This window comes from Streptomyces sp. NPDC005805 (assembly GCF_040630445.1).
GTDB lineage: Bacteria > Actinomycetota > Actinomycetes > Streptomycetales > Streptomycetaceae > Streptomyces.
Window position 1 is genome coordinate 1 of the sequence record NZ_JBEXXN010000027.1, and the last position, 20,714, is coordinate 20,714.

Sequence of the window (20,714 nt, forward strand, 5' to 3'; positions counted from 1 at the left end):
GGGGCCTCGTGCGAGGCCGGCTCGGCCGGTCGTGCAGTCCGGCATCGCCCTCGGCCCGCCATGGGCGGATCCATTTACGGGCCGTGGCCCGGGAGGTGCTCATCTCGGCGGCCACATGAGCGACCGGACGGCCTGAGCAGACACGTTCGACCAGCAGTCTCCTACCGAAGACGGTCAGCCGGGCATTACGGTGGGCCACGAAGACCTCCGGTGAGGTGAGTTCCCAGACAGCTCCCACCACACCGGAGGTCTTCGCCATGTTCAAGACCAGGGCCGTGTCAACAACGCTCGTGATCAATGCACCTAGCGGCAGCTCTGCACCGGCGTGTCGCTCGTGAGCGCACAGGCGATCCTGGCCCCCCGCTCCGCCCCGTGCAGCGCGATCAGCCGGTTCCGGAAGTCGTTCCACTGGCGGCGGGTGTCGGCGACCGCGTTCTGCACGGCGCGCGCGAAGTTCCCCTCCACCCGGCCGCGCGGCGTGGCCGGCGAACCGGCCTCCCCGGTCCGCGGGTCGATCAGCCCGTGGTCCTTGTTCAGATCGTCGTGGCGGATGCGCCCCTCGCACCCCCACAGCAGCGAGAAGCAGCCGGTGCTCAGCTCGCGCGGCACCGACGAGGCGGCGGGCGGCACGCCCGTGGACAGGGCCAGCAGCGGGGAGGCGCCGGTGCGGCGCAGACCCGGCGGGTTGCGCGGACCGACGGGCAGGATCGCGATGGGGGAGTCGCTCCAGTTGCTGTGCGCGTAGAAGTCCTGCACCCCGTGCAGGGCGCGGCCGAAGCCCTCGACGGCGTTGCACTTCGCGCGGCCGGCGACGCCGCCGACGAAGGTGCAGTCGCTCGACAGGTCGGTCTCCGCGCCGCGCACACCCGTGCCGTTCGCCGTCAGTACGGCGGGGGCCGCGGCGATGCCCTCCGCGAAACGCCGCTGGAGGTGCTGGACGCAGGCGACCAGTTGTGCGCTGGCCTGGGCGCGGGTCCGGGCGTATCCCGGGGCGTCCAGGAAGTCCGCGTTGTCGCAGTGGGCCGCGAGGGTGAGGTTCTCGTCCGAGTCGGGGGCACCGACCGCGCCGAAGGTGCCGGTGCGCCCGGCGAGTTGGTCCAGGGACCGGGGTTCGAAGCAGCGGCCGTCTGAGGCCCGGCCCGGAGCGCAGGCGAGGGCCGCCCGGGTGATGCGCTCGTGCTCGGCGTGCTGCCCGGCCCCGTTGATGGTGCCGAAGGCGTGGGCCGGCTGGGTGGGCACACCCGTCAGGAGCAGGGGGAGGGTCAGCACCGCGGCGGGCAGGGCGCGACGGCGCGCCCGGGTTCGGGACATGGGACTCCTCACGGGTCGTCGGCCGTCGGCCGTCGCTGCTCGCTCGTCGGCCGACGGTCGGCGGGTCGGACGTCGACCCCTGTGCGCCGCAGATCGTGGTCCCGCATCCCGGCAGCGGGCAAGCAGCCGACGGAAGTTGAGTACCCGCCGCTCAACGGGCGGCGGAGAGGGCGCGGGGGTTGAGTAGACCCGGCTCTGGCCCGGCGGCGGACCGCGCCACCAGGGTGGGGTGCGGACCGGAACAGCGGGCGTATCGCCCGCAGGACACAGGACGGTGCTGGGCATGGCCGCGAACGACTTGGCTGTACTGGGGGTCTCGGCGCTGGAGGAGGAGTGCTACCGCTACTTCCTCCGCAGACCCGGAGCGCGTGCGGGAGACCTCGAAGGGGTCCTGGACGCGCGCCCCACCGAGATCCACGACGGGGTGGCGAAACTGAGCGAACTCGGTCTGCTCCACCTGGCCGGACCCGGCGGGCCCGTTTCCCCGGCCGAACCGGAGAGCGCGCTCGCCCGCCTGGTGGACCGCAGACTCGGCCAACTGCATGAGGAGGTGGGCCGGGTGACGCGGTCCCGGCACCTCCTCGACGGCCTCCGGGCGGACGCCGTCACCTGCGCGGAGACGCCCCCCGGCGTCGAGCAGCTGGAGCACGCGGACGACATCCACGACCGGATCGACGACCTGGCCTTCTTCGCCCGCGACGAGGTCCTCGCCGTGGCGGATTCCCTCCATCCGTCCCTGGACGGGATCGTCCGCTCGCGCAGGCGGGACCTGCGCTGCCTGCGGCGGGGCGTCCGCGTGCGGAGCGTGGTGGCGCACCGGGCACTGGAGCACCCGCCCACTAGGGACTACTTGCGCGAACTCGCCGCCCACGGCGGGGAGATACGGGTCGTCGCCGGGGACACGGCCGAGCGGATGGCGGTCTACGACCGCAGCACCGCCGTGGTGCCCGTCGATCCGCGGGACCCCTCACGCGGTGCCGTGTTCGCCCGCCGGATCGGACTCGTCACCCACCTCGTCGCCCTCTTCGAACGGATCTGGGAGACCGGGGAGACCTTCGAGGCCGCCGTGTCACCCGGTGGGGGGTCGGACTCGGGTCCGGAGCCGGGCGAGCGGGAGCTGCTGGTCCTCGCCCGCATGTGCAACGGCACCAAGGACGAGGCGGCCGCCCGTGAACTGGGGGTCTCGGTGCGCACGTACCGCAGATACGTCGCCGACGTGCTCCGGCTCCTCGACGCCGGCTGCCGCGCGCAGGCGGCGCTGCGGGCCAGGGAACGCGGCTGGATCTGACAAGCACCGGCCCGGGGCTCCGAAGTCCGGACTCCGGGGTCCCGGGCCGCGTCCGGGCGCGGTGCCGGCAGCCGTTCCCCGGCGTCCCGTGCGCCCTCAGGGGGCTTCGAGCAGGGACGCCAGGGCCTCGGCCACCGCCGGTCCGCTCTCCCGGAGGAAGTGGTGCGTCCCCGGGAAGACCAGTTGCTCCACAGGGGACGGGGACGCCTCCTGCCACGCCGCCAGGGCGGCGTGCGGTACGGACGGGTCGTCGGCGCCGCTCAGCACGGTGACCGGGCAGGGCAGCGGTGCGGTGTCCGGCCGGTGGCGGAAGAACATGGCCAGGTCGGTGCGGGCCGCGCCGAGCACCAGGGCTCGCGCGTCGCTGTCGGCCAGCGTCTCGGGCGCGGCCCCGAGCGACACCAGTAGTTCGCCGACCGCGCCCTCGTCGGCCGCCTCGAAGGCGCGGACGCGGTGCGCGGACGGGGCGGCGCAGCCCGAGGCGAAGAGGCGGCGGGGCATCGGCATCGACTGCCGGTGCAACCGCAGCACCGTCTCGTGGGCGACCAGCGCGCCGAGACTGTGCCCGAGGAAGTGGAACGGCACGCCGTTCACCCACTGGAGGGCCTGGGCGACGGCGGTGGCCGTGCCCACGACCGTGCCGGGGCCCGTGTCGCCGAGGCGGTCCTCCCGGCCCGGCGGCTGGACCGCCCAGAGTTCCACGTCCTCGGGCAGACCGGTCCAGCCGCGGAAGTAGGAGGCGCCCGCGGCGGCGGGCGGGAAGCAGAACAGCCGTGACCGAGGTGTCTCCGGACGGGTGAGCCGGCGCAGCCAGACCTGCCAGGGAGGGGTTGTCACGCTGCGGCTCCCGTCGCCCCGGCCTCAAGGGCCACCGGAACCTCCAGGTAGCCGCGCAGCACCGCGCGGAGGTTGGGCACGGGCGTACCCGCGAGCCGCAGGGTGGGAAAGCGTCGGAAGAGCCGACGGAAGACCAGGGAGCCCTCCTGCCGGCCGAGGGCCGCGCCGATGCAGTAGAACCGGCCGCCGCCCAGGCTGAGCGGGGTGGGGCCGGGCCGGCCGATCCGGAACGCGTGCGGGTCGGCGTACACCGAGGGGTCCCGGTTGGCGGCGCCGAGCGCCACCGCGAGATGGCTGCCCCGGGGGACCGCCGTGCCGCCGATCTCCGTGTCGGCGACGGTCGTCCGGCGGGTGAACTGCATGGGGGCGTCGTAGCGGAGGATCTCGGTGACCGCGTCCTCGGCGCGTTCCGGGTCCCGCCGGAGGAGTTCGGCCTGCCCCGGAGTGCTCAGCAGTGCCACCGCCCCGTTCCCGATGAAGCTCCCGGTGTTCATGGTCCCGGCGGCGAAGAGCGACAGGAACATGGGGACGATCTCCTCGGCGAGCAGCCCGGTGGGCGCGCCCGCGTCGTGGCTCGCCACGATGTGCCCGGACAGGTCGTCGCGGCGGACGCGCCGACGTTCCGCCACCACCCGCGCGAAGTAGTCGTGGAGCCGGGCGTACGCGTGGTCGCAGGCGGTGAGCTGCTGGGGCGTCAGACCCGGTTCCAGACCGGCGACGATGGCCATGACCAGCGGGCGGAACCGGGTCGCGTCCTCCTCCGGGATGCCGAAGAGGGCGGCGATGGTCACCGAGGGCAGCCGGACGGACAGCCCGGCCTGGAGGTCCACCACCCCGTCCCGCTCGAACGCACCGGCCAGGTCGTCCAGCAGCCGTTCCACGTCGGCCTCTTCCTGCCGGACCAGTGCCCTGACCCGGCGGAGGGTGAAGTAGTCGGCGACCGCGCCCCGCCGGCGTGCGTGGCTCTCCGCGTCGCCGAACTGCATCATGCGGCTGCCGCAGACGATCGCGGGATGCTCGCGCCAGCCCGGGATGCGCCGGTCGAAGAAGTCCGACGCCGGCCTGTCGAAGTCCCTCCCCGACAGGGCGGTCCGGCAGTCGGCGTATCCGGTGACGACGTACGCCTTGTGGTGGTCGTCGTAGGCGACCGGCAGCTGGCGCAGCTCGTCGTAGAGGGGGTACGGGTCGCGCCGGCCCTCCTCCTCGGCGAGTGCGCGCAGCAGCTCGGTGCTCCTGCTGTGCTCGGTCACGGGGTTCCGTCCTCTCGTGCTTCGTCAACGCCCTCGGTCGCAGTCGCAGTCGCATTCGCAGCCTCGGTCTCGGTCTCGGTCTCGGGGCCCGGGTCGGGCGGCGATGGCAGAGGGGCGAAGAGCTCCGCCATCGCGCGAACCGTGGAGACCGCGAACAGGTGGCGCACGGGCAGCGCCGAACCGGCGCGGGCGCGCAAGGCCCGGGCCAGCCGGGTGGCGAGGACGCTGTCGCCGCCGAGAGCGTAGAAGTCGTCCTCTCGGTCGCGGACCGGGCGCTTCAGGAGCCGGGACCACTCGCGGGCGACACAGGTCTCCCAGCCGGGGCGGGGCGGCTCGCCGGACGTGGTTTCCGCCGGCTGGGCTGCCGCCCAGTCCCGCAGCGTGGCCCGGTCGGTCTTGCCGTTCGCTGTCCGGGGCAGCTCACCGACGACGAAGCAGACCGAGGGCCGCAGGTGCGAGGGCAGGCGGTCGCGCAGGTGCGCGGCGACGGAGGCGGTGTCCACCAGTTCGTCCCTCGGGGTGACGAAGGCGGTCAGCCGGGGAGCGGCGGAGGCCGGATCGACCACTGCGACCGCCTCGGCGACCTGCCCGTGCTCCCGGAGCGCGGCCTCGACCTCGCCCGGCTCCACCCGGTACCCGTTCAGCTGGACCTGGAGATCGTCCCGCCCCAGGAACTCCAGGGTGCCGCCGGGCCGGTAGCGGACGATGTCCCCGGTGCGGTACCAGCGTCGCCCGTCGTGCTCGGTGAACCGTTCGGCTGTCAGCTCCGGGTCGCCCGCGTAGCCGTCGGCGAGGCAGGGCCCGCCGACCCACAGCTCACCGGGCACCCAGTCGCAGCAGTCGCGCCCGGCCCGATTCACCACCCGGTGGAGCTGGTTGCGCAGCGGGTGCCCATAGGGCACGGAGGGCCAGCCCGCCGGGACGCCCTTCTCGCCGACCTCGTACACGTTGGACCAGATCGCCGTCTCGGTGGGGCCGCCGAGGGCCACCAGGCGGCAGCGCCCACCGCCCGCGCGGGCCAGCCGGTCCGGCAGCCGGACGCCGATCCAGTCGCCGGAGAGCAGCGCGAGGCGCAGCGAGGACGGCAGGGGGCGGCGCCCCAGGGAGTCGAGCAGCATCTCCAGGGTGGCCGGGACCCCCTGCCACAGGGTGACCCGGTGGCGTTCCACCAGCTCCGGCCAGGTGTCGGGGTCCTCGCGCTCCTCCTCGGAGAGCATCAGCAGGGAGCCGCCCGCCGACAGCAGGCCGAAGAGGTCGTAGACGGACAGGTCGAAGGTGTGCTCGGCCAGCGCGGCGGTCCGGTCGTGCGGGCCCACGCCGTACCGGTCGTTCACCGCCTCCACCGTGTTCACCGCCGCCCGGTGCGGCACCTGGACCAGCTTCGGCGCGCCGGTCGACCCCGAGGTGGCGATGATGTAGCAGGCGCGGTCCGGGTCGACCGGCCGGGGCGCGGACAACGGGACGGAGTTCAGGGCCCGTTCGTAGGGAACCGCGGTGACGCCCTCGGGCCAGCCGCCCCGGGCGGGGGCCAGCACCCGCCGGGCGCCCGCGCCGAGCACGACCCGCTCCCGCACGGCGGCCGGATGGCCGGGCGAGAGTGGGACGTACGCGCCGCCCGCCGCGAGCACGCCGAGAAGCGCGGCGACACGGGCGGTGCCGCGCGGCATGCACACGCCCACCGGCTCGCCGGGCACCAGACCGGAACCGGTCAGATGGGCGGCCACGCGCAGGGCCGCGTCCGCGAGGCAGCCGTAGTCGATGGTCCGGTCGGCGAAGACGACCGCAGGCCTGTCGGGACGGGAGCGCGCGAGGGCGAAGAAGCGCTCGTGCAGTCCGGCGCGGCGCACAGGAGCGGCCGTGTCGTTCCGGCGTTCCCGCGCCCGGACCTGCTCGCCGGGGACGGGGAGGGCGGGCACCGCCCGCCAGCTGTCGGGCGAGGCGGCCAGCCGGTCCACGAGCGCGGTGTACGCGGCGAACATGCCGTCCAGGACGTCCGGCGGGAACAGCCCCTCGACCGCGTCCCACTTGAGGACCAGGCGGCCGCCGAGCTGGAACACCTGGTGGTCGAGCCACACCTGCGGGGTCTGGGTCACGGTGTGGGTCAGCTCGCCCAGCGTGCGCCGGAACTCCTCGGACACGAAGTCGCCGTCCGTGACGTGGTAGGTGAAGACCACCGGAGCACTGCCGGGCCGCGCCGGGTCCCGGCGGGTGATCTCGCGCAGCACCTCGACCCCGAAGTGGTCGCGGGAGTGCGCGAGATTGCGGCGGAAGGCCCGCTGGAAGGCCGCCGCGCGGTCGGCGAAGGCGGCGGGCGGGCCCGTGTCCAGGGGCACGAGGACCGTGTTGGAGAAGTCGCCCACCATGCCCTGCACCCGAGGGTCCGCGTCCCACCGTCCCAGTACGGGGACATTGAGCAGGAACCGGTTCTCGGCGCTCCAGCGGCCCACCGCCTCGCCGTAGGCGGTGGCAAGGGCCATCGCCGGCGTGACACCGCGGCGCCGCGCGTGCTCCTGGAAGCGCTGCCACGCGGCGGCGTCGAGTGCGTGGCGGCGCTGGGTGAACACCGGCCCGTGCAGGGTCTCGGGAGCCGCAGCGGTGGGCAGGGCCGGGGGCCCGGGGAGTTCCGGGACAGCCTCCGCCCAGTAGGCGCGCTCCCGTTCGCGGCGGTCACCCGGCGCGGTCGCGCGGTCGCGCAGGTAGTCGGCGAACGAGTAGCCGTCCCGCGTCCCGCTGTCACCGGTGTCGCCGTCGTCGGCCGCCTCGTCCGGGTCGAGGTACAGCCGCAGCAGGTCCGCCAGCAGGATGCGGATGCTGTGCGCGTCGGCCACCAGCAGATCGGCCTGGACGTGCAGCCGGGACCTCTCCTCGGCCAGCAGCGAGAGCCGGACGTCGAACAGGACGCCGGACTCGGCGTCCATGCACCGGCCCGTCATCAGCTCCCGTGTCGCCGCCAGGGCGGGAGCGGGGTCGGGGACGGCCGACAGGTCGTCCACCGTCACGCCCGGCCACAGGGAGTCCGCGCCGATGCGCTGGCGGCAGTCTGGCAGGAACCGGGCGCGCAGCATCGGGTGCCGCCGCACCAGCAGCTTCGCGGCGCGGCCCAGCCGGTCCGGGTCCACGCCCGTCCCGTCGAACTCGAAGTAGCCCTGGCAGCCCACCCCGCCGAGGGCGTGGTCCCCGCGGCGGCCGACCCAGTACGCCTGCTGCATGGGGGTCAGCGGGAACGCGTCCCCGGCGAGCTCGTGCCCGGCGGTCACCGGCCCCACTGCGCCCGCCCCCCGCCGGGATCGCGGGGCTCCAGCTCCGGGGCGATGAGATCCGCGAGGTCGGCGACGCTCACCACGTCGAACAGCTCCGTCTCCGGGATGTGCGCCCCGGTCCGGGCGGCCACCGTCTGCAGCAGGCGGAACATTCCGAGGGAGTCGACGCCGAGTTCGGTCAGCGTCCGCTCGGGGGCCACCCGGGACGCGTCCGGCCAGCCCAGCACCTCGGCCACCGCATGCTGCGCCTGGCGCAGCGCCGCCGAGGCCCGGGGCGCGGCGGGGAGCACGGGGGCTCCGCCGGCAGGCGCCGTACTGCCGGCCGCCGCCGCGCCACCGTGCCCCGGGGCGGAGGGACCCTGTTCGTGGGTGCCCTCGGTGCGGGGGCCCGTGCTCTGCGTCGATGCCATGGTCAGCCGACTCCTTCCGCGACACGCGGCACCTGGCGCACCAGGTCCGCGTAGAAGTCCCGCGCGGCGAGGCGCCGCACCTTGCCCGAGGAGGTGTGGGGGATGGTCGACTGCGGGACCGGGACCACCCGGACCGCGTGGAGCCCGAGATGCGTGGTCACCCGGTTACGGGCAGCGCGTGCCAGCTCCTCGGCCGCGAGCGGGGGCAGCGAACTCTCCAGCAGGACCACCATCTCCTCGCGGTCGCCGCTGTCCCACGCGAGCGCGGCGGCCCGCCGCCGGTCGGCGCCCGCCGTGCCCCGCACGATCTCCTCGACGTCCTCGGCGTGGAAGTTCCGGCCCCGCACGGTCACCACGCCCTTCAGGCGCCCGGTGACGAACAGTTCGCCGTCGTGCAGAAAGCCCAGGTCCCCGGTGCGCAGCCAGCCGTCCGGGCGGAACGGCTGCTGGTCGGCCGGCGTGTCCAGGTAGCCGCCGGTGACGGGCGGTCCGCTGATTTCCACCTCGCCGAGGACGAGTTCCGGGCAGACCTCGCCCCTGGGCGAGACGATCCGCACTCCCATGGACCGCGCGGCCTGCCCACAGCCGACCACCTGGCGGCCGGTGCCGTCGGTGCGCAGCACGACGGGCTCGCCGACCGCCAGCCCGTCGCGGTCCACGCCGACGGTCCGCCACGGGCCCGACGGCTGCGGGGTGCTGACGAGCAGCGTCGCCTCGGCCATGCCGTAGGAGGGGCGCAGAGCGCTGGGCCGCAGCCCGTGCGGTCCGAAGGTGCGCAGAAAGCCGGTCATCGTCCGGTGCTGCACCGGTTCCGCGGCGTTGGCCGCGATCCGCCACCGGGAGAGGTCGAGCCCCTCGGGAACGCCGCTCTCCGCGGCGGAGGAGCAGAGCAGGTCGTAGTAGAAGTTGGGGACGCTGACGGCGGTCGCCGGCGAGGCGGCGAACGAGGCGAGCCAGTCCATCGGGCGGCGCACCGCGTCGGCGGGCCTCCACAGGCACACGGAGGAGCCGCGTGCCAGACCGGCGAGCGCGGTGATCAGCCCCATGTCGTGGAAGAGCGGCACCCACACCCCCCAGGCGTCGTCCGCCCGCCAGCCGAGGCTGTCGCCCAGGGTCTCCAGGCCGTGCGCGACGTTCCGGTGCGTGAGCGCCACCCCTTTGGGGGCCGAGGTGCTGCCCGAGGTGTACTGCACGACCGCCAGGGCGTCCGGATCGAGGCGGGACGGCAGCGCGCCCGCCCCCGGGACGGGGTCCGTCACGTCGACGACCGGGCACGGAGCCACGGTGTCGGTCACCCGGGCACACAGATGCCGGCCGAGGGAGGCGTCCACGAGGACGGCGTCCAGGCCCGCCTGCCGGGCGAGCCGGGCGATGTGCCGGGCGTAGGCGTCCGGTCCGGAGAACGCGACGGGGAGCGGAAGAGGCACCGCGGTGGCCCCGAGGCGCATCGCGGCCAGGAAGCCGCGGAGCCAGGGCTCGCCGTTGGCCATCAGGATGCCGAGACGCGCCGGGCGGTCGTCCCGGGCGATCCGGCGCCCGACGGCGCGGGCCGTGTGCTCGGCGTCCTCGTACAGCCGCGGCAGCGGCACCCCCGGGGGCCCGCCCGCAGCGGAAGGAAGGTGCAGTCGGCTGCCCGGCGACGCGGCTGCCGAGAACAGCTCCCACAGGTGCGATGACACGTTCGACTCCTTGCGTACGGCACGCGGTGCCGAGGTAGGGGCGACGGCCCGGACCACCGCGGAGCGCCGGGGCTCCGTGTGCCCGGGGGCGCCGGACGGCAGGTCCGGCACCCCCGGGTGGTCGGCGGCCGGATCACGGGCCGGCCGCCGACCAGTGCTCGCACGGCGGACGCCGCCGGTGCCGCGCAAGCACTGCCTCCCCGAAATGGCGCGCCCGCCGGCAGCGGTGCCGGGGGAAGGCCCGCCGCAGCGGGGCGCCGGGGAGGGGATCAGGCGTTGGACTCGGTCCAAGCGGTGTACTTGGCGTAGGGCGCCGTGCCGAGCTGGGCCCGAGCCGACTCGCGCGTGTCTGTCTGCTCCCAGAAGGCCCACTCGTCGGCCAGCCACGCGCCGTACCAGGTGTAGCTGCTGCCGCTGACGACCACGTATCCGGTCGGAGGGCCGTACGGAATGACCTTCGTTCCGTTGACGCCGTAGGCCGGGTTGGCGGACTGCTTGCGCATCTCGCCGTTGAGGTAGACGATCGCCGGTCCGCCCGTGGTGTTGCGGACTTCGAGCGCGACGCGGTCCGACCTGGTGAGGCTGTTGTGCGGGTAGCCGTCGATGATGCACGCCCGGAAGGTGATTCCGGCGCGGTCGCCCGCGGTCCAGGCAGTGCACTTCGTGGACATGGCGGTGCCGTCCATGAGGTTGGCCGACGGTTCGACCGCGGCGTTCGCCGCGGTCGAGGAGGCGCCGAGGACAGCCGCGCAGATCATGCCGGTGGCCGCGATGCGCCGTCTGAGGGAACTCGTCACTGAAAACTCCATGTTGATGGGGTGTCAGGACCACTGTGGAGTCCAGCTCGGAAGGCTGTCAGAGCAATGAGTACTCAGCCGTGCACACGTGGTACTCACCCTGGTGGGGCGGGGTCCCGGAATTCCGGGCCAGGGTGTTGAGCAGACCGTGCTCAGGACCGGTGCCGCCCTGTTCTCCTAAGGTCCGGTGCTGTCCCGCCCGGCCGCCGCAGTCGCCGCGGCCCGGCGGAGACGTCCATCCCGTACCGAGGAGAACTCCATGCGCAGGACTGTGAGACGTCTGACCTCCCTGGCCGCGGTCGGCCTGCTGACGGCCCTGGGCGCGGCCGCGCCCGCCCAGGCCGCGGACCCCGAGGCGTACCTGGTGGCCGTGGAGTGGGTCCGGTACAAGCCGGCGGACGCCGGGGACTGCGCGACGCTGGTCGACTTCTGCAACCAGTCCGAGGCGTTCGGGACGATGGCCACCCACACCACGGCGACCGGCGCCCGGGCCTCCGGCACCCGTCTGAACTGGGGCAAGTGGGAGCCTCAGGCGAACTGCTACTCCTGGGACGGGGAGCACTGGGAGTACCCCCGGTACAGCAACGAGACCGCCGGCTACAACGACGCCAAGGACTGCCTCAAGCGGCTGGACGACGACGTCTGGTACGGGTTCGACAAGGTCATGATGTGCAAGTCCGCCAGCTACCTGCGGTGCGACAACCCCAAGGCCAAGAACAACAACGTGGTCCTGCTGAAGGTCTACCCCGGTGACCGCGTCCGGCTCTCGGCGCACTTCCGTGACTGGGACTACACCAGCGCCAGCGACGACACCTGCAACGTCACGGAGTTCACCGAGCCCCTCACCCACGCCACCCTGCGGAACCTCGACCGCGGCGGCAGAATGGTGGACCAGCAGCCGGACGGCGGCTGCATCCTCGACTACCGGCTCCGCACCTTCGCGCCCGTCAACTGACGCGCGGGTCAGTCCGCGGCATACGAATCCCGCCACCCCCGTCGCCCCGTTCGGTCATATGCCGGTGCGGTGACGGAGGGGCGCGGGCCGACCCGGGTGGGCTAAAATCGGCCAATGAGCCGACTTGACGACTTTGCTTCTCCGCTCCCCGAACCGTCATGTGGTCGTCCCGGTGGCCCGGAAGGGCGGGGCCGGGCGTGACGGCCAAGAACGAGGCGTCCCACTGGCCCCTCGCGGGCCGTGAACGCGAGCTCCGGGCCTTCGACCGGGCCTGGGAGACCCCCCGCTGCCGCGGGGTGGTCGTTCACGGCGCCGCCGGCGTCGGCAAGTCGCGGCTCGCCGAGGAGTTCCTCGCCCGCGCCGCCGGACGGAAGTGGCGCACGGCCCGCGCGAGCGCCACCGCCCCGGCCTCCGCCGTGCCGCTGGGCGCCGTCGCCCACCTCATCCCCGACGGCGTCGATCTCGACAACCCCGTAAGGGCGTTCTCGGAGGTCGCGACGGCCCTTGCCGGTCCCGAGAAGTCCCGCTGGGCGATCTGGGTCGACGACGTCCACCTGCTCGACGCCACCTCGGCGGTACTGCTCCGGCAGCTCATGGACGCCCGGGTCATCCGGCTCATCGGCACGGTGCGGACCGGCGAGGCGGTCGGCAGCGCGGTGCAGGCGCTGAGCGACGACGCGACCCTCCGCGTCGACCTCGGCCCCTTCGGTATCGAGGAGTTGGGGCCCGTGCTGCGGTCCATCCTCGGCGGACCGGTCGGGCAGCGGACCCTGCACGAACTCCAGCGGGCGTCCGGCGGCAACATGCTCTACCTCCGCGAGCTGATCCGCGGCGCCCTGGACGCGGGGACCTTCGCCAACGACGGCGAGATCTGGGAACTGGTGGAGGACCGGCCGACGGGCACCCCCCGTCTCGCGGAACTGATCCGCTCCCGGCTGGAGGTCTCCGGCGACGACGCGCGGCCCGCCCTCGAACTCCTCGCGGTGTGCGGCCCGGTCTCCCTCACGGACGCCGAGGCCGTCGCCCCGCCCGCCGCGCTGGAGCGGCTGGAACGCTCGGGGCTCATCCGGGTCCTGAGCGACGGGCAGCGCGTCTCCGTCCAGCTCGCCCACCCGCTCTACGGCGAACTCCTCGGCACCGACGTGCCCGTCCTGCGCCGCCGGAACATCCTCCTCCAGCAGACCGAACGGGTCCGGACCAGCGGTGCCCGCCGCCGGGACGACGCCCTGCACATGGCCACCTGGCAGCTCGCCGCCACCGGCACCGCGGACCCCGGCCTCATCGTCCGGGCCGCCGCGCTGGCGCGCCACGCCCACCAGTACGAACAGGTCGTCCGGCTCCTGGAAGCACTCCCCGACGGGGCCGACACGGTACCGGTGTCCCTCCTCCTCGGCGAGGCGCTGTTCGAGCTGGGCCGCTGGCAGCGGGCCGAGGCCGTCCTCGCGGATGCCGCCGGCAGGGCGGACCACGACCAGGAGCGGCTGGCGGCCACCCTCGCGCGGGTGTGGAACCTCTTCCTCGCCGACCAGCCCGACCGCGCCCTGGAAATCGTGCAGAGCGCCCAGTCCTCGCTCACCGACAAGACGGCATTGCACCTCCTGCGCGTCAGCGAGGGCACGGTCCGGGCGTTCACCGGGCAGCCTGCCCAGGCCCTCCCCCTCCTCGCGGACCTGGAAGAGGACGCCGCCGCCGCTCCCGACATCAACATCTGGGTGCAGGGCGCCCTGCTCAAGGCCGACGCCCTCACCATGACGGGGCAGTCCGACAAGGCCATCGCCTGGGGCGAGGACGCGTACGCAGCGCATCTGCGCCTCGCGGCCCGGGCCCTGGTGCCCCACCCCGCCTCGCACACCGTCGTCATGGGGCTCGCGCACGCGGAGTCGGGCCGGCTGGCGGAGGCCCGTGAGGCGGGCGAACGGGCCCTGGAGGAACTCACCGAGGTCAGGGCCCCGCTCCCCGAGGTCTGGGCGGCGCACCACTTGGGCCGGACCCACTGGCTCGCCGGCCGGCCGGCCACCGCCCGGGTCCTCTTCGCCCAGGCCGCCGCCCTGGCCCGGTCCCACGCCCAGCCGCAGGGGCTGCGCCTCGCGCTGGGCGGCATCGCCGCCTGCGCGGCGGTGCTGGGCGACGTGGAGGCGGCGGCCGCCGCTGCGAAGGAGGCGCGCACCTTCTCACCGAGGGGCATCCTCGCGGGCGAGGAACGCCTCGGTGAGGCATGGCTTCTCGTCGCCCGCGGCCGGCTGGCGGAAGCACGGGCGACGCTCACCGAGGCCGCTGCCGTCGCCCGCTCCACCGGGCACCTCACCTCCGAGGCGGTTCTGCTGACCGAGGTCGCCCGGCTCGGCGGCGCCGAGAACGTCGCCGGCCGGCTAGCGGAAGCCGCGGAGAGCTGCGACGGACCCTTCGGAGGAGCGCGGGCCGACTTCGCCGCGGCCCTCGCCCGCGACGAACCGGCCGCCCTGCTCGCCGCAGCCGGCGCCATGGAGCGGATCGGCGCCCACCTGCTGGCCGCCGAGGCGGCCGCGGCGGCGGCCGCCGCCCTCCGCCGCGCCGGCGAGAGCCGCAAGGCCGCCGCCGCGGCCCAGCAGGCGCACGCCCACGCCGCCCTATGCGAGGGCGCGAGCACTCCGCTGCTCCTCCTCGCGGCGAACGCCAGCGTCCTCACCCACCGCGAGCGCGAGATCGCCCTCATGGCGTCGAACGGCAGCACCAGCAAGGAGATCGCCGCCTCGCTCCACCTGTCCGTGCGCACGGTCAACAACCACCTGCAGAACGTCTACGGCAAGCTCGGCGTGACCACCCGGCGGGACCTCGTCCAGGCCCTCCGCGAAGGCGCAGGGGGAAACGTCACTTCCTGAGAGCGGGGCGTCCCGGGCCGATGGTTCCGCGGCGCCCCCGACCGTTCCCGCCGCGGGTCGTCACCGCTGAGTAGAGGGTGCTCATGCGAGTCCGCCCTTACTGGTGTGGCATGCCATACAGGCAGAGGGGGGATCCTTCGCCGGGCACGGCCCCAGCGGCAGCCCGCTGAACGAAGGCGGTACGACGGATGACGGACACGCTCACCGAATCCCCCGCGCAGCTGATCGGCCGTGCGGCTCAGGTGACCCAGATACGCGACGCCGTCGAGGACGCCCTGAGCACGGGCAACGGCGCGGTGCTGCTCGTTCTCGGGGCGCGGGGCAGCGGCAGGACCAGCACGGTGCGGGAGGCGCTGCGGCCCGTCGAGCGGCGCGGCGTCCCGGTCCGGTGGGACGGCGGGGCGCCCCGCCCCGGACGGCCGGGCCGGGGCGGGGAGGTCCACGTCCTGGACGACGCGCACCTCTTCGACGAGGCGCGGCTGCCCTCGTTGAGCGCCCTCCTCGAAGGCGTTCGGCTGCACGGCGGATGCGCGGTCGTCACGGGCGACGACGGCATCCGGTCGGCCGCGACGGACCAGGTCCACCGCCTGGTGACCGTGCCGCCGCTGTATCTCGACGCGCTCCGCGAAGGCGAGACGGAACTGCTCGTCCAGCGCCTCGTACCGGCGGGTCCCGCCCGTCGGCCCGTCACCGGCGCCGTCCTCTCCTGGTGCGACGGTCTGCCGCTCGCCGTTGAGGAGGTCGTGGCCTTCCTGCTGCGGGAGTACCGCCAGGGCGTCGACGTGGCCCGCTACCTGACCTTGCCCCCGCTCCCGCCGGCCACCGCCGCGCGGATCGGGGAGTCACTCGACGCGCTCGGGGGAGCCGCGCGCCGGATCGTGGAGGTCGCCGCCCTGCTCGGGGAGTCCTTCGACGCCCGCGCCGTCCCCGTCGTCTCCCGGGACCCCTCGACCGACGTGCACACGGCTCTGCAACGGGCGATGGCGGTCGGCCTCGTCCGCCCCGACCGGAGCAGCGGGCCGACCCGCTACCGCTTCACCGGACGGCTGACCGCCGCGACGACCCGGGCCGAGGCGCTCGCCCGCCACCCGCCCCGAACGGCGTCGGCCGTGGCCGACCTGCTGCACGAGCAGGCCCGCGAGAGCTTCGCGAGCGGTGAACTCGGTCTCTGCCGGAGCCTGTTGACACAGGCGTGGACGGTGCTCGCCGAGCATCCGGAGCAGCGGGCGGCAGTCCGCCCGCTGCTGCTGGAGGCCCTCTCCCATGCGGGCGACCTGACGGCCGCCCGCCATCTGGACCTCCTGGCAGGGGAGTCCGGGGCCGCCCGCGAGGAACGCCCGCAGGAGTCCCGCAGCGCCTCCCGGCTGAGCCGCCTCGCGTCCCGGCCCCCGGTCCCGGCGCACCGCGACCCGCGCGAGGGTTCGACCGTGCCCCGCCGGACGTGGATACCGGACGCCGACGTGGTCTGCGGCGTTCTGTCCGCCGCCGACGCGGCCCTGGCCCACGGCAGCACGCGACGCGCGACGGCGCTCGCCCGTCGCGCCGTCACCGACTGCGCGGATCTGGCCAGCCCGGCCCTCCTCTGCGACGCCCTCGATGTCCTCGGCAACGCACGCCTGACCTGCGATCCGTCCGGCGCGGGCCGCGCCTTCGCCCGGATGGAGCGGGTGGCGGCCGTGCACCGGCTCCGCCCCTGGACCCTGCGGGCGCAGGTGGGGCTCGCCACCGTCGACTTCCTGCGCGCCGGGCTGCCCGAACCGGTGGCGGCGGCCGGCCACGCCGCCCGGGCCGCCGGAGCCATCGGCCTCGGTGTCCGGTGCTCCCTCCAGCAGGGGCTGGCCGGCCTCCTCGACGGCGACCTCCGGGGAGCGCGGCGCACCCTCGGCGCGGCCCGGGTCCTGGCCGACCGCCTGGGCGCCGAGCTGCTGAGCGAGCAGGCCGCGGACCTGCTCCGGGTCGTCGATCACCTCGCGCCCGGCCAGGACGGGGCCGTGCCTCCCGCGCACGACGCCCCGGGCTCCGTGCGCCTCCGGCTGCTGCTCTCCCACCGGCTCACCGACCTTGCGGAGTGCCTGGACGCCGAGGTAGCAGCGGGCGGTTACGGGCCTCCCGCTCCGTCCCCGGCCGCCTTTCCGTGGCAGGGCGTCCAGGTGCTTGTGGCGACCCTCGCCGGCGGCCCGCCGCACGCCGCGCCGCTGCCTGCGGGCTTCGCCGACCGAGCCCTGACGCACTGCGCTCGGGCCGTCGACGCCGGGCGGCGCGGTGACCCGGCGGCCGCAGAGCGGTCCCTGCGGCAGGCGGACCGGCTGACCCGGCACGCGGCGTGGCTGCGCGACCTGGGGCGGCTCTGCATCGCCGGGGACGCGCTCGCCCAGGGCTGGGGCACCCCGGTGGCCTGGCTCCAGGAAGGGCTGAGACGTTTCACCTCGGCCGGTCAGGAGGGGCTGGCCAGCGCCGCGCGGACCGCACTCCGCGCGGCGGGCGCGCCGGTGCCGCGCCGGGGCCGCGGCGATTCCGAGGTACCGCCCGCGCTCGCGCGACTGGGCGTCACCAGCCGGGAGATGGACGTCCTACGCCTGGTGGGCTCCGGCCTCGGCAACCGTGACATCGCCGAGCGGCTGCTGATCTCGCCGCGCACCGTGGAGACGCATGTCGCCAGCCTGTTCGCCAAGACCCGCAGCTCCGATCGCCGGGCCCTGGGCGCCCTGCTGCGGGAGCTGGCCACGACGGTACCCGCCCGATGAGCCCCCGCCGCCGTGCCCCGGCCGGCACGGCCCCGCGCACCGTTCGCGGCCGGAGCGTCGCCGACAGGTGTTTGAGCAGCGGGTACTCACGTTCGCCACCTGCTGTGCCTCCTACGCTGGCCGTGGCCCCGCCGGTTGGACGGGAGCCCCGCGTCGTGCCCCGGAACCCCCGCCGGGGTACGGCGCGCCGCCGAGCGGGGCGGCGCCCGGCTCACGGCGGACCGGGGCGCCGTCCCGCGCGCATTGCCGTACACCCCTGGGAAGGCACTCATGACCGTCAGCCCCACCGACCACTCCGCGCTCCGGCCCTCCCGCGTCCCCGAGCTGCTGGAACTGTCCCGCAGGACGACTGAGCCGCTGCTGCGGGCCGTTGTGGCGGGGTTGACCTCGCCCGCGGACCGCGTGGCCTCGTACCACTTCGGCTGGACGGACCGCGAGGGCCGGCTGACCACCGGAGGCGGGGGAAAGATGCTCCGCCCGGCTCTCGCCTACCTGTCCGCGGGCGCGGTGGGCGCGCTGCCCGGGGCGGGTGCGCCGGGAGGCGCAGCCGTCGAGCTGGTGCACAACTTCTCCCTTCTGCACGATGACTTCATGGACGGCGACCGTGAACGCCGCCACCGGGAGACCGCCTGGGTCGTGTTCGGGCCCGCGCTCGCCGTGCTCACGGGCGACGCGCTTTTCGCCCGCGCCCCTGGCCTCCTGTTGGACGAAACCTCGGGCCACGCCTCGCGCACCGACCGGGCGCGCGCCGCGCAGCGCCTGGCCGAGGCCACGACGGCGCTGGTCAACGGCCAGACCGGTGACCTGTCGTTCGAGAGCCGTGACCATGTCACCCCGCAGGAGTGCCTGGACATGGTGGCCGGCAAGACCGGCGCACTGCTCGCCTGCGCCTCCTCGGTGGGCGCGGTGCTGGCAGGCGCCGACGACGGCGTCGCCGACGCGCTCGCCGACTTCGGACTCCAACTCGGCCTCGCCTTCCAGGCGGCGGACGACCTGCTCGGCATATGGGGCGACCCTGCCGCGACCGGCAAGCCCGCCCGGAGCGACCTGCGGCGGCGGAAGAAGTCCCTGCCGGTGTGCGCGGCCCTCGCCGAGGGCGGCCGGGCCTCCCGGGAACTGGCTTCCCGGTACCTGCCCGCCCCGGCGGGGGAGGAGCAGGAGGCCGAGGACCTCTTCCTGGAGCGGTGCGCCTATCTGATCGAGGAAGCGGGCGGGCGCGACTGGACCCGACGGGAGAGTGCGCGCCGTATCCGCCGGGCCATGGAGGCCCTGGACCGGATCGCCCTGCCCCGCGACATCCGGGAAGGTTTCACGGCGTTCGCCACCTTTGTCGTCGAACGGCGGGGTTGAGCAACAACTGCTCAGCCCTCCGCGCCGGTCCGTGCCGAGACTTGTCGGAACGGACCGGCGCTTTCCGTCTGCGCCGGCGGTCACAGGGCGTCCCGCGGGGGCGGGGCGCCCGGAGAGGATCGTGCGTGGCACACGGCGGAGAACCGGGCCGCCCGCCCAGTGGGGCACGGCCGTTCGGGTCGCTGCCCTGGGTGCGGGGATTCGCCGCGGTGGGGGTTCTCGCCCTGGTCGCGGCGGTGGTGCTCCCGCCCGGTCGTCCCACCGTGATCGCGTCGGTCGTCGTGGTGGCGGTCGCCGTCGTCCTGCGGACGGCGCTCGGGGCGCGCAGGAGCATGGCCGAGCTGGCGGCGGTCAAGTGCTTGCCGCCGTCCCCCGACCCTGTGGTGATCCGGATCGAGCGACACCGCTCGTTGAGCCGCTACGGGGGCTGGGAGGTGAGTTATGTGCTCTTCTGCTGGGCACCGGGGGAGAACCCCTGGGCCCGCCCCCGCCTCGCGGCGCAGGTAGACGAGGCGATTGCGCTCCGCGTGGGCCGGGAGCAGCCGCACACCGCCCTGGTGCGCGGCGCCCTCGACGTCAACCGGTGGGCGGTGTTCGAACTTCAGGGACGGACCGTCCAGCCCAGCAGCAAGATGATGAAGAGCGGCATCCTGACTATGGGCCGTTGGCGCTGGCCCTGATCGCACCCCGGTGGATGGCCGACGCCGGGGCGCCTGCCCGCGGCTCGGCAGCAGACGCCCCGGCCGGGGACTCCGGGCGGGGGAGCGGCGGTCCCCGGTGGGGACCCCGCCCGGAGGGCGGGAGCCGGATCAGCTGCTGCTGCCGCTGTCCCTGCTCACCACCGGGTAGTGGTCCGAGTAGTGGTTGTACAGCTCACCGTCCGCGCTCCACGGCGGGGACGTCGGGGTGATGGCCTGGTTCTTCTGGATGAGCGGGCGGTTGTGTCGTCCGTCGTAGATCACGTAGTCGAGCCACTGGCGGGGCTCCTTCGGGTACCGCTTGCGGGCCACGCTGTTGGTCACCGGGTCCATCGTGTAGGGCGCGCCCTCGAAGAAGGGACCGCCCGAGTAGGTCCGGGTCAGCAGGGTCTGGTACTCGGAGCCGGCGCGGTCGATGTTGAAGTCGCCCGCGTAGATCACCGGCTGGTTCAGGGGCAGGTTGAGGCTGTTGACGTAGTTGCGCAGTTCCAGGAGCTGCGAGGCCCGGATGGACCGGGCCTCGCCCAGGTCGCAGCCGCCGTCGTCGGCCTGGAGGTGGGTGCCGAAGACGTGCACCGGGGAGCCGCCGACGGACAGCCGTGCGTAGGCGAAGCCCTTCTCGGAGAGGGCGTCGGAACCGCAGGCGCGGTCGTAGATGTGCTGGGCGCGGTGGGTGATCGGCCACTTGCTCGCGATGGCCACACCGCCGTCCTCGGGCGCGAACGCCTTGTAGTCGCCCGAAGTCCGGTCCCAGCCGCTCTTGGAGCGCCCGATGACCGGGGTCTGGTGGGGATATCCGTTGAGCATGGCCCGGAACGTGACGTTGGCCGACCCGGAGTTGTCGAACAGTTCCTGGAACACGACCACGTCGTGTCCCTTGAGGTAGGGGGCGTCGCCGATCAGTTCTCCCCGCTTGTTCTGGGCCCAGCTGTCGCTGACGAACGAGGGCAGCAGCATGGTGTTCGTGGTCAGCACGCTGAGCGCCGGCCGGGGTGCGGCGCTCGCGGGCTGTGCCGTCAGCAGCGGCGCGGCGAGTGCGGCTGCCGCCGCGACGGCGAGTGCGGCCCTGCCGGGCCCGGATGTGCGGCGAAGACGCATGGGTTCTCCTCTTCGATGAGCCGATCGCCGGAGCCGTCCACGGCGCCGGCTGGCCACTGATGAAAGCGAAGATCCGCCGAGAGGAGAGAGAGCCGGATCTACTCAAGTTCCTTTCGCCACATCCGTATCACCGGCACCAGGTCGGCCTCCGGAAAGCGGAGTAGGCGGGACTCAGTCGC

At 74.4% G+C, this 20,714-nt stretch carries 15 protein-coding genes; 6 read left to right on the forward strand and 9 right to left on the reverse strand.

Annotation, left to right across the window (positions count from 1 at the left end):
- Positions 1-199, reverse strand: a 199-nt coding sequence (locus ABZ457_RS17045; protein ID WP_359158424.1) for a leucine zipper domain-containing protein, incomplete at its 3' end; no start/stop codon positions are given.
- Positions 200-303: 104 nt separating this feature from the next.
- Entirely contained in the window at positions 304-1,311 is a 1,008-nt protein-coding gene (locus ABZ457_RS17050; protein WP_359158362.1) for a CinY protein, read from the reverse strand.
- Between the two features lie 283 nt (positions 1,312-1,594).
- Between ABZ457_RS17050 and ABZ457_RS17055 the strand changes: the two genes are divergently transcribed.
- Complete coding sequence (locus ABZ457_RS17055; RefSeq protein WP_359158363.1) at positions 1,595-2,599, forward strand: helix-turn-helix transcriptional regulator; 1,005 nt, start codon at positions 1,595-1,597, stop codon at positions 2,597-2,599.
- 96 nt (positions 2,600-2,695) lie between these two features.
- Here the strand turns inward: ABZ457_RS17055 and ABZ457_RS17060 are convergent, their stop codons facing one another.
- The 6 genes from ABZ457_RS17060 to ABZ457_RS17085 all read right to left on the reverse strand — a co-directional run bounded on the left by ABZ457_RS17060 (position 2,696) and on the right by ABZ457_RS17085 (position 10,832).
- A complete protein-coding gene (locus tag ABZ457_RS17060; protein WP_359158364.1) occupies positions 2,696-3,436 on the reverse strand; it encodes an alpha/beta fold hydrolase in 741 nt (246 codons plus the stop codon).
- A complete protein-coding gene (locus tag ABZ457_RS17065; protein ID WP_359158365.1) occupies positions 3,433-4,686 on the reverse strand; it encodes a cytochrome P450 in 1,254 nt (417 codons plus the stop codon). The genes ABZ457_RS17060 and ABZ457_RS17065 overlap by 4 nt, the downstream gene beginning before the upstream one ends.
- Complete coding sequence (locus ABZ457_RS17070; RefSeq protein WP_359158366.1) at positions 4,683-7,943, reverse strand: amino acid adenylation domain-containing protein; 3,261 nt, start codon at positions 7,941-7,943, stop codon at positions 4,683-4,685. Before ABZ457_RS17070 ends, ABZ457_RS17065 begins: the two co-directional genes overlap by 4 nt.
- Complete coding sequence (locus tag ABZ457_RS17075) at positions 7,940-8,356, reverse strand: acyl carrier protein (protein ID WP_359158367.1); 417 nt, start codon at positions 8,354-8,356, stop codon at positions 7,940-7,942. Before ABZ457_RS17075 ends, ABZ457_RS17070 begins: the two co-directional genes overlap by 4 nt.
- A 2-nt stretch (positions 8,357-8,358) precedes the next feature.
- Entirely contained in the window at positions 8,359-10,035 is a 1,677-nt protein-coding gene (locus ABZ457_RS17080; protein ID WP_359158368.1) for an AMP-binding protein, read from the reverse strand.
- Positions 10,036-10,304: 269 nt separating this feature from the next.
- The gene (locus ABZ457_RS17085) at positions 10,305-10,832 is read right to left on the reverse strand and encodes a hypothetical protein (protein ID WP_359158369.1); all 528 of its coding nucleotides are present in this window, start codon (positions 10,830-10,832) and stop codon (positions 10,305-10,307) included.
- A gap of 259 nt (positions 10,833-11,091) precedes the next feature.
- Here ABZ457_RS17085 and ABZ457_RS17090 point away from each other — a divergent pair, with 259 nt between their 5' ends.
- From ABZ457_RS17090 to ABZ457_RS17110, 5 genes are all read left to right on the forward strand, one after another.
- Positions 11,092-11,787 carry a hypothetical protein gene (locus tag ABZ457_RS17090; protein ID WP_359158370.1) on the forward strand — a complete coding sequence of 232 codons (696 nt, stop codon included), beginning with the start codon at positions 11,092-11,094 and terminating at the stop codon, positions 11,785-11,787.
- A gap of 197 nt (positions 11,788-11,984) precedes the next feature.
- Positions 11,985-14,645: a LuxR C-terminal-related transcriptional regulator gene (locus tag ABZ457_RS17095; RefSeq protein ID WP_359158371.1), complete on the forward strand. Its 2,661-nt coding sequence runs from the start codon at positions 11,985-11,987 to the stop codon at positions 14,643-14,645.
- Positions 14,646-14,833: 188 nt separating this feature from the next.
- Positions 14,834-17,389, forward strand: coding sequence for a LuxR C-terminal-related transcriptional regulator (locus tag ABZ457_RS17100; RefSeq protein ID WP_359158372.1), 2,556 nt, complete (start codon positions 14,834-14,836; stop codon positions 17,387-17,389).
- Positions 17,390-17,659: 270 nt separating this feature from the next.
- Complete coding sequence (locus ABZ457_RS17105) at positions 17,660-18,739, forward strand: polyprenyl synthetase family protein (RefSeq protein WP_359158373.1); 1,080 nt, start codon at positions 17,660-17,662, stop codon at positions 18,737-18,739.
- Positions 18,740-18,948: 209 nt separating this feature from the next.
- The gene (locus ABZ457_RS17110; RefSeq protein WP_359158374.1) at positions 18,949-19,419 is read left to right on the forward strand and encodes a hypothetical protein; all 471 of its coding nucleotides are present in this window, start codon (positions 18,949-18,951) and stop codon (positions 19,417-19,419) included.
- 129 nt (positions 19,420-19,548) lie between these two features.
- Here the strand turns inward: ABZ457_RS17110 and sph are convergent, their stop codons facing one another.
- Positions 19,549-20,535 carry a sphingomyelin phosphodiesterase gene (gene sph, locus ABZ457_RS17115; protein ID WP_359158375.1) on the reverse strand — a complete coding sequence of 329 codons (987 nt, stop codon included), beginning with the start codon at positions 20,533-20,535 and terminating at the stop codon, positions 19,549-19,551.
- Positions 20,536-20,714 lie beyond the last annotated feature (179 nt).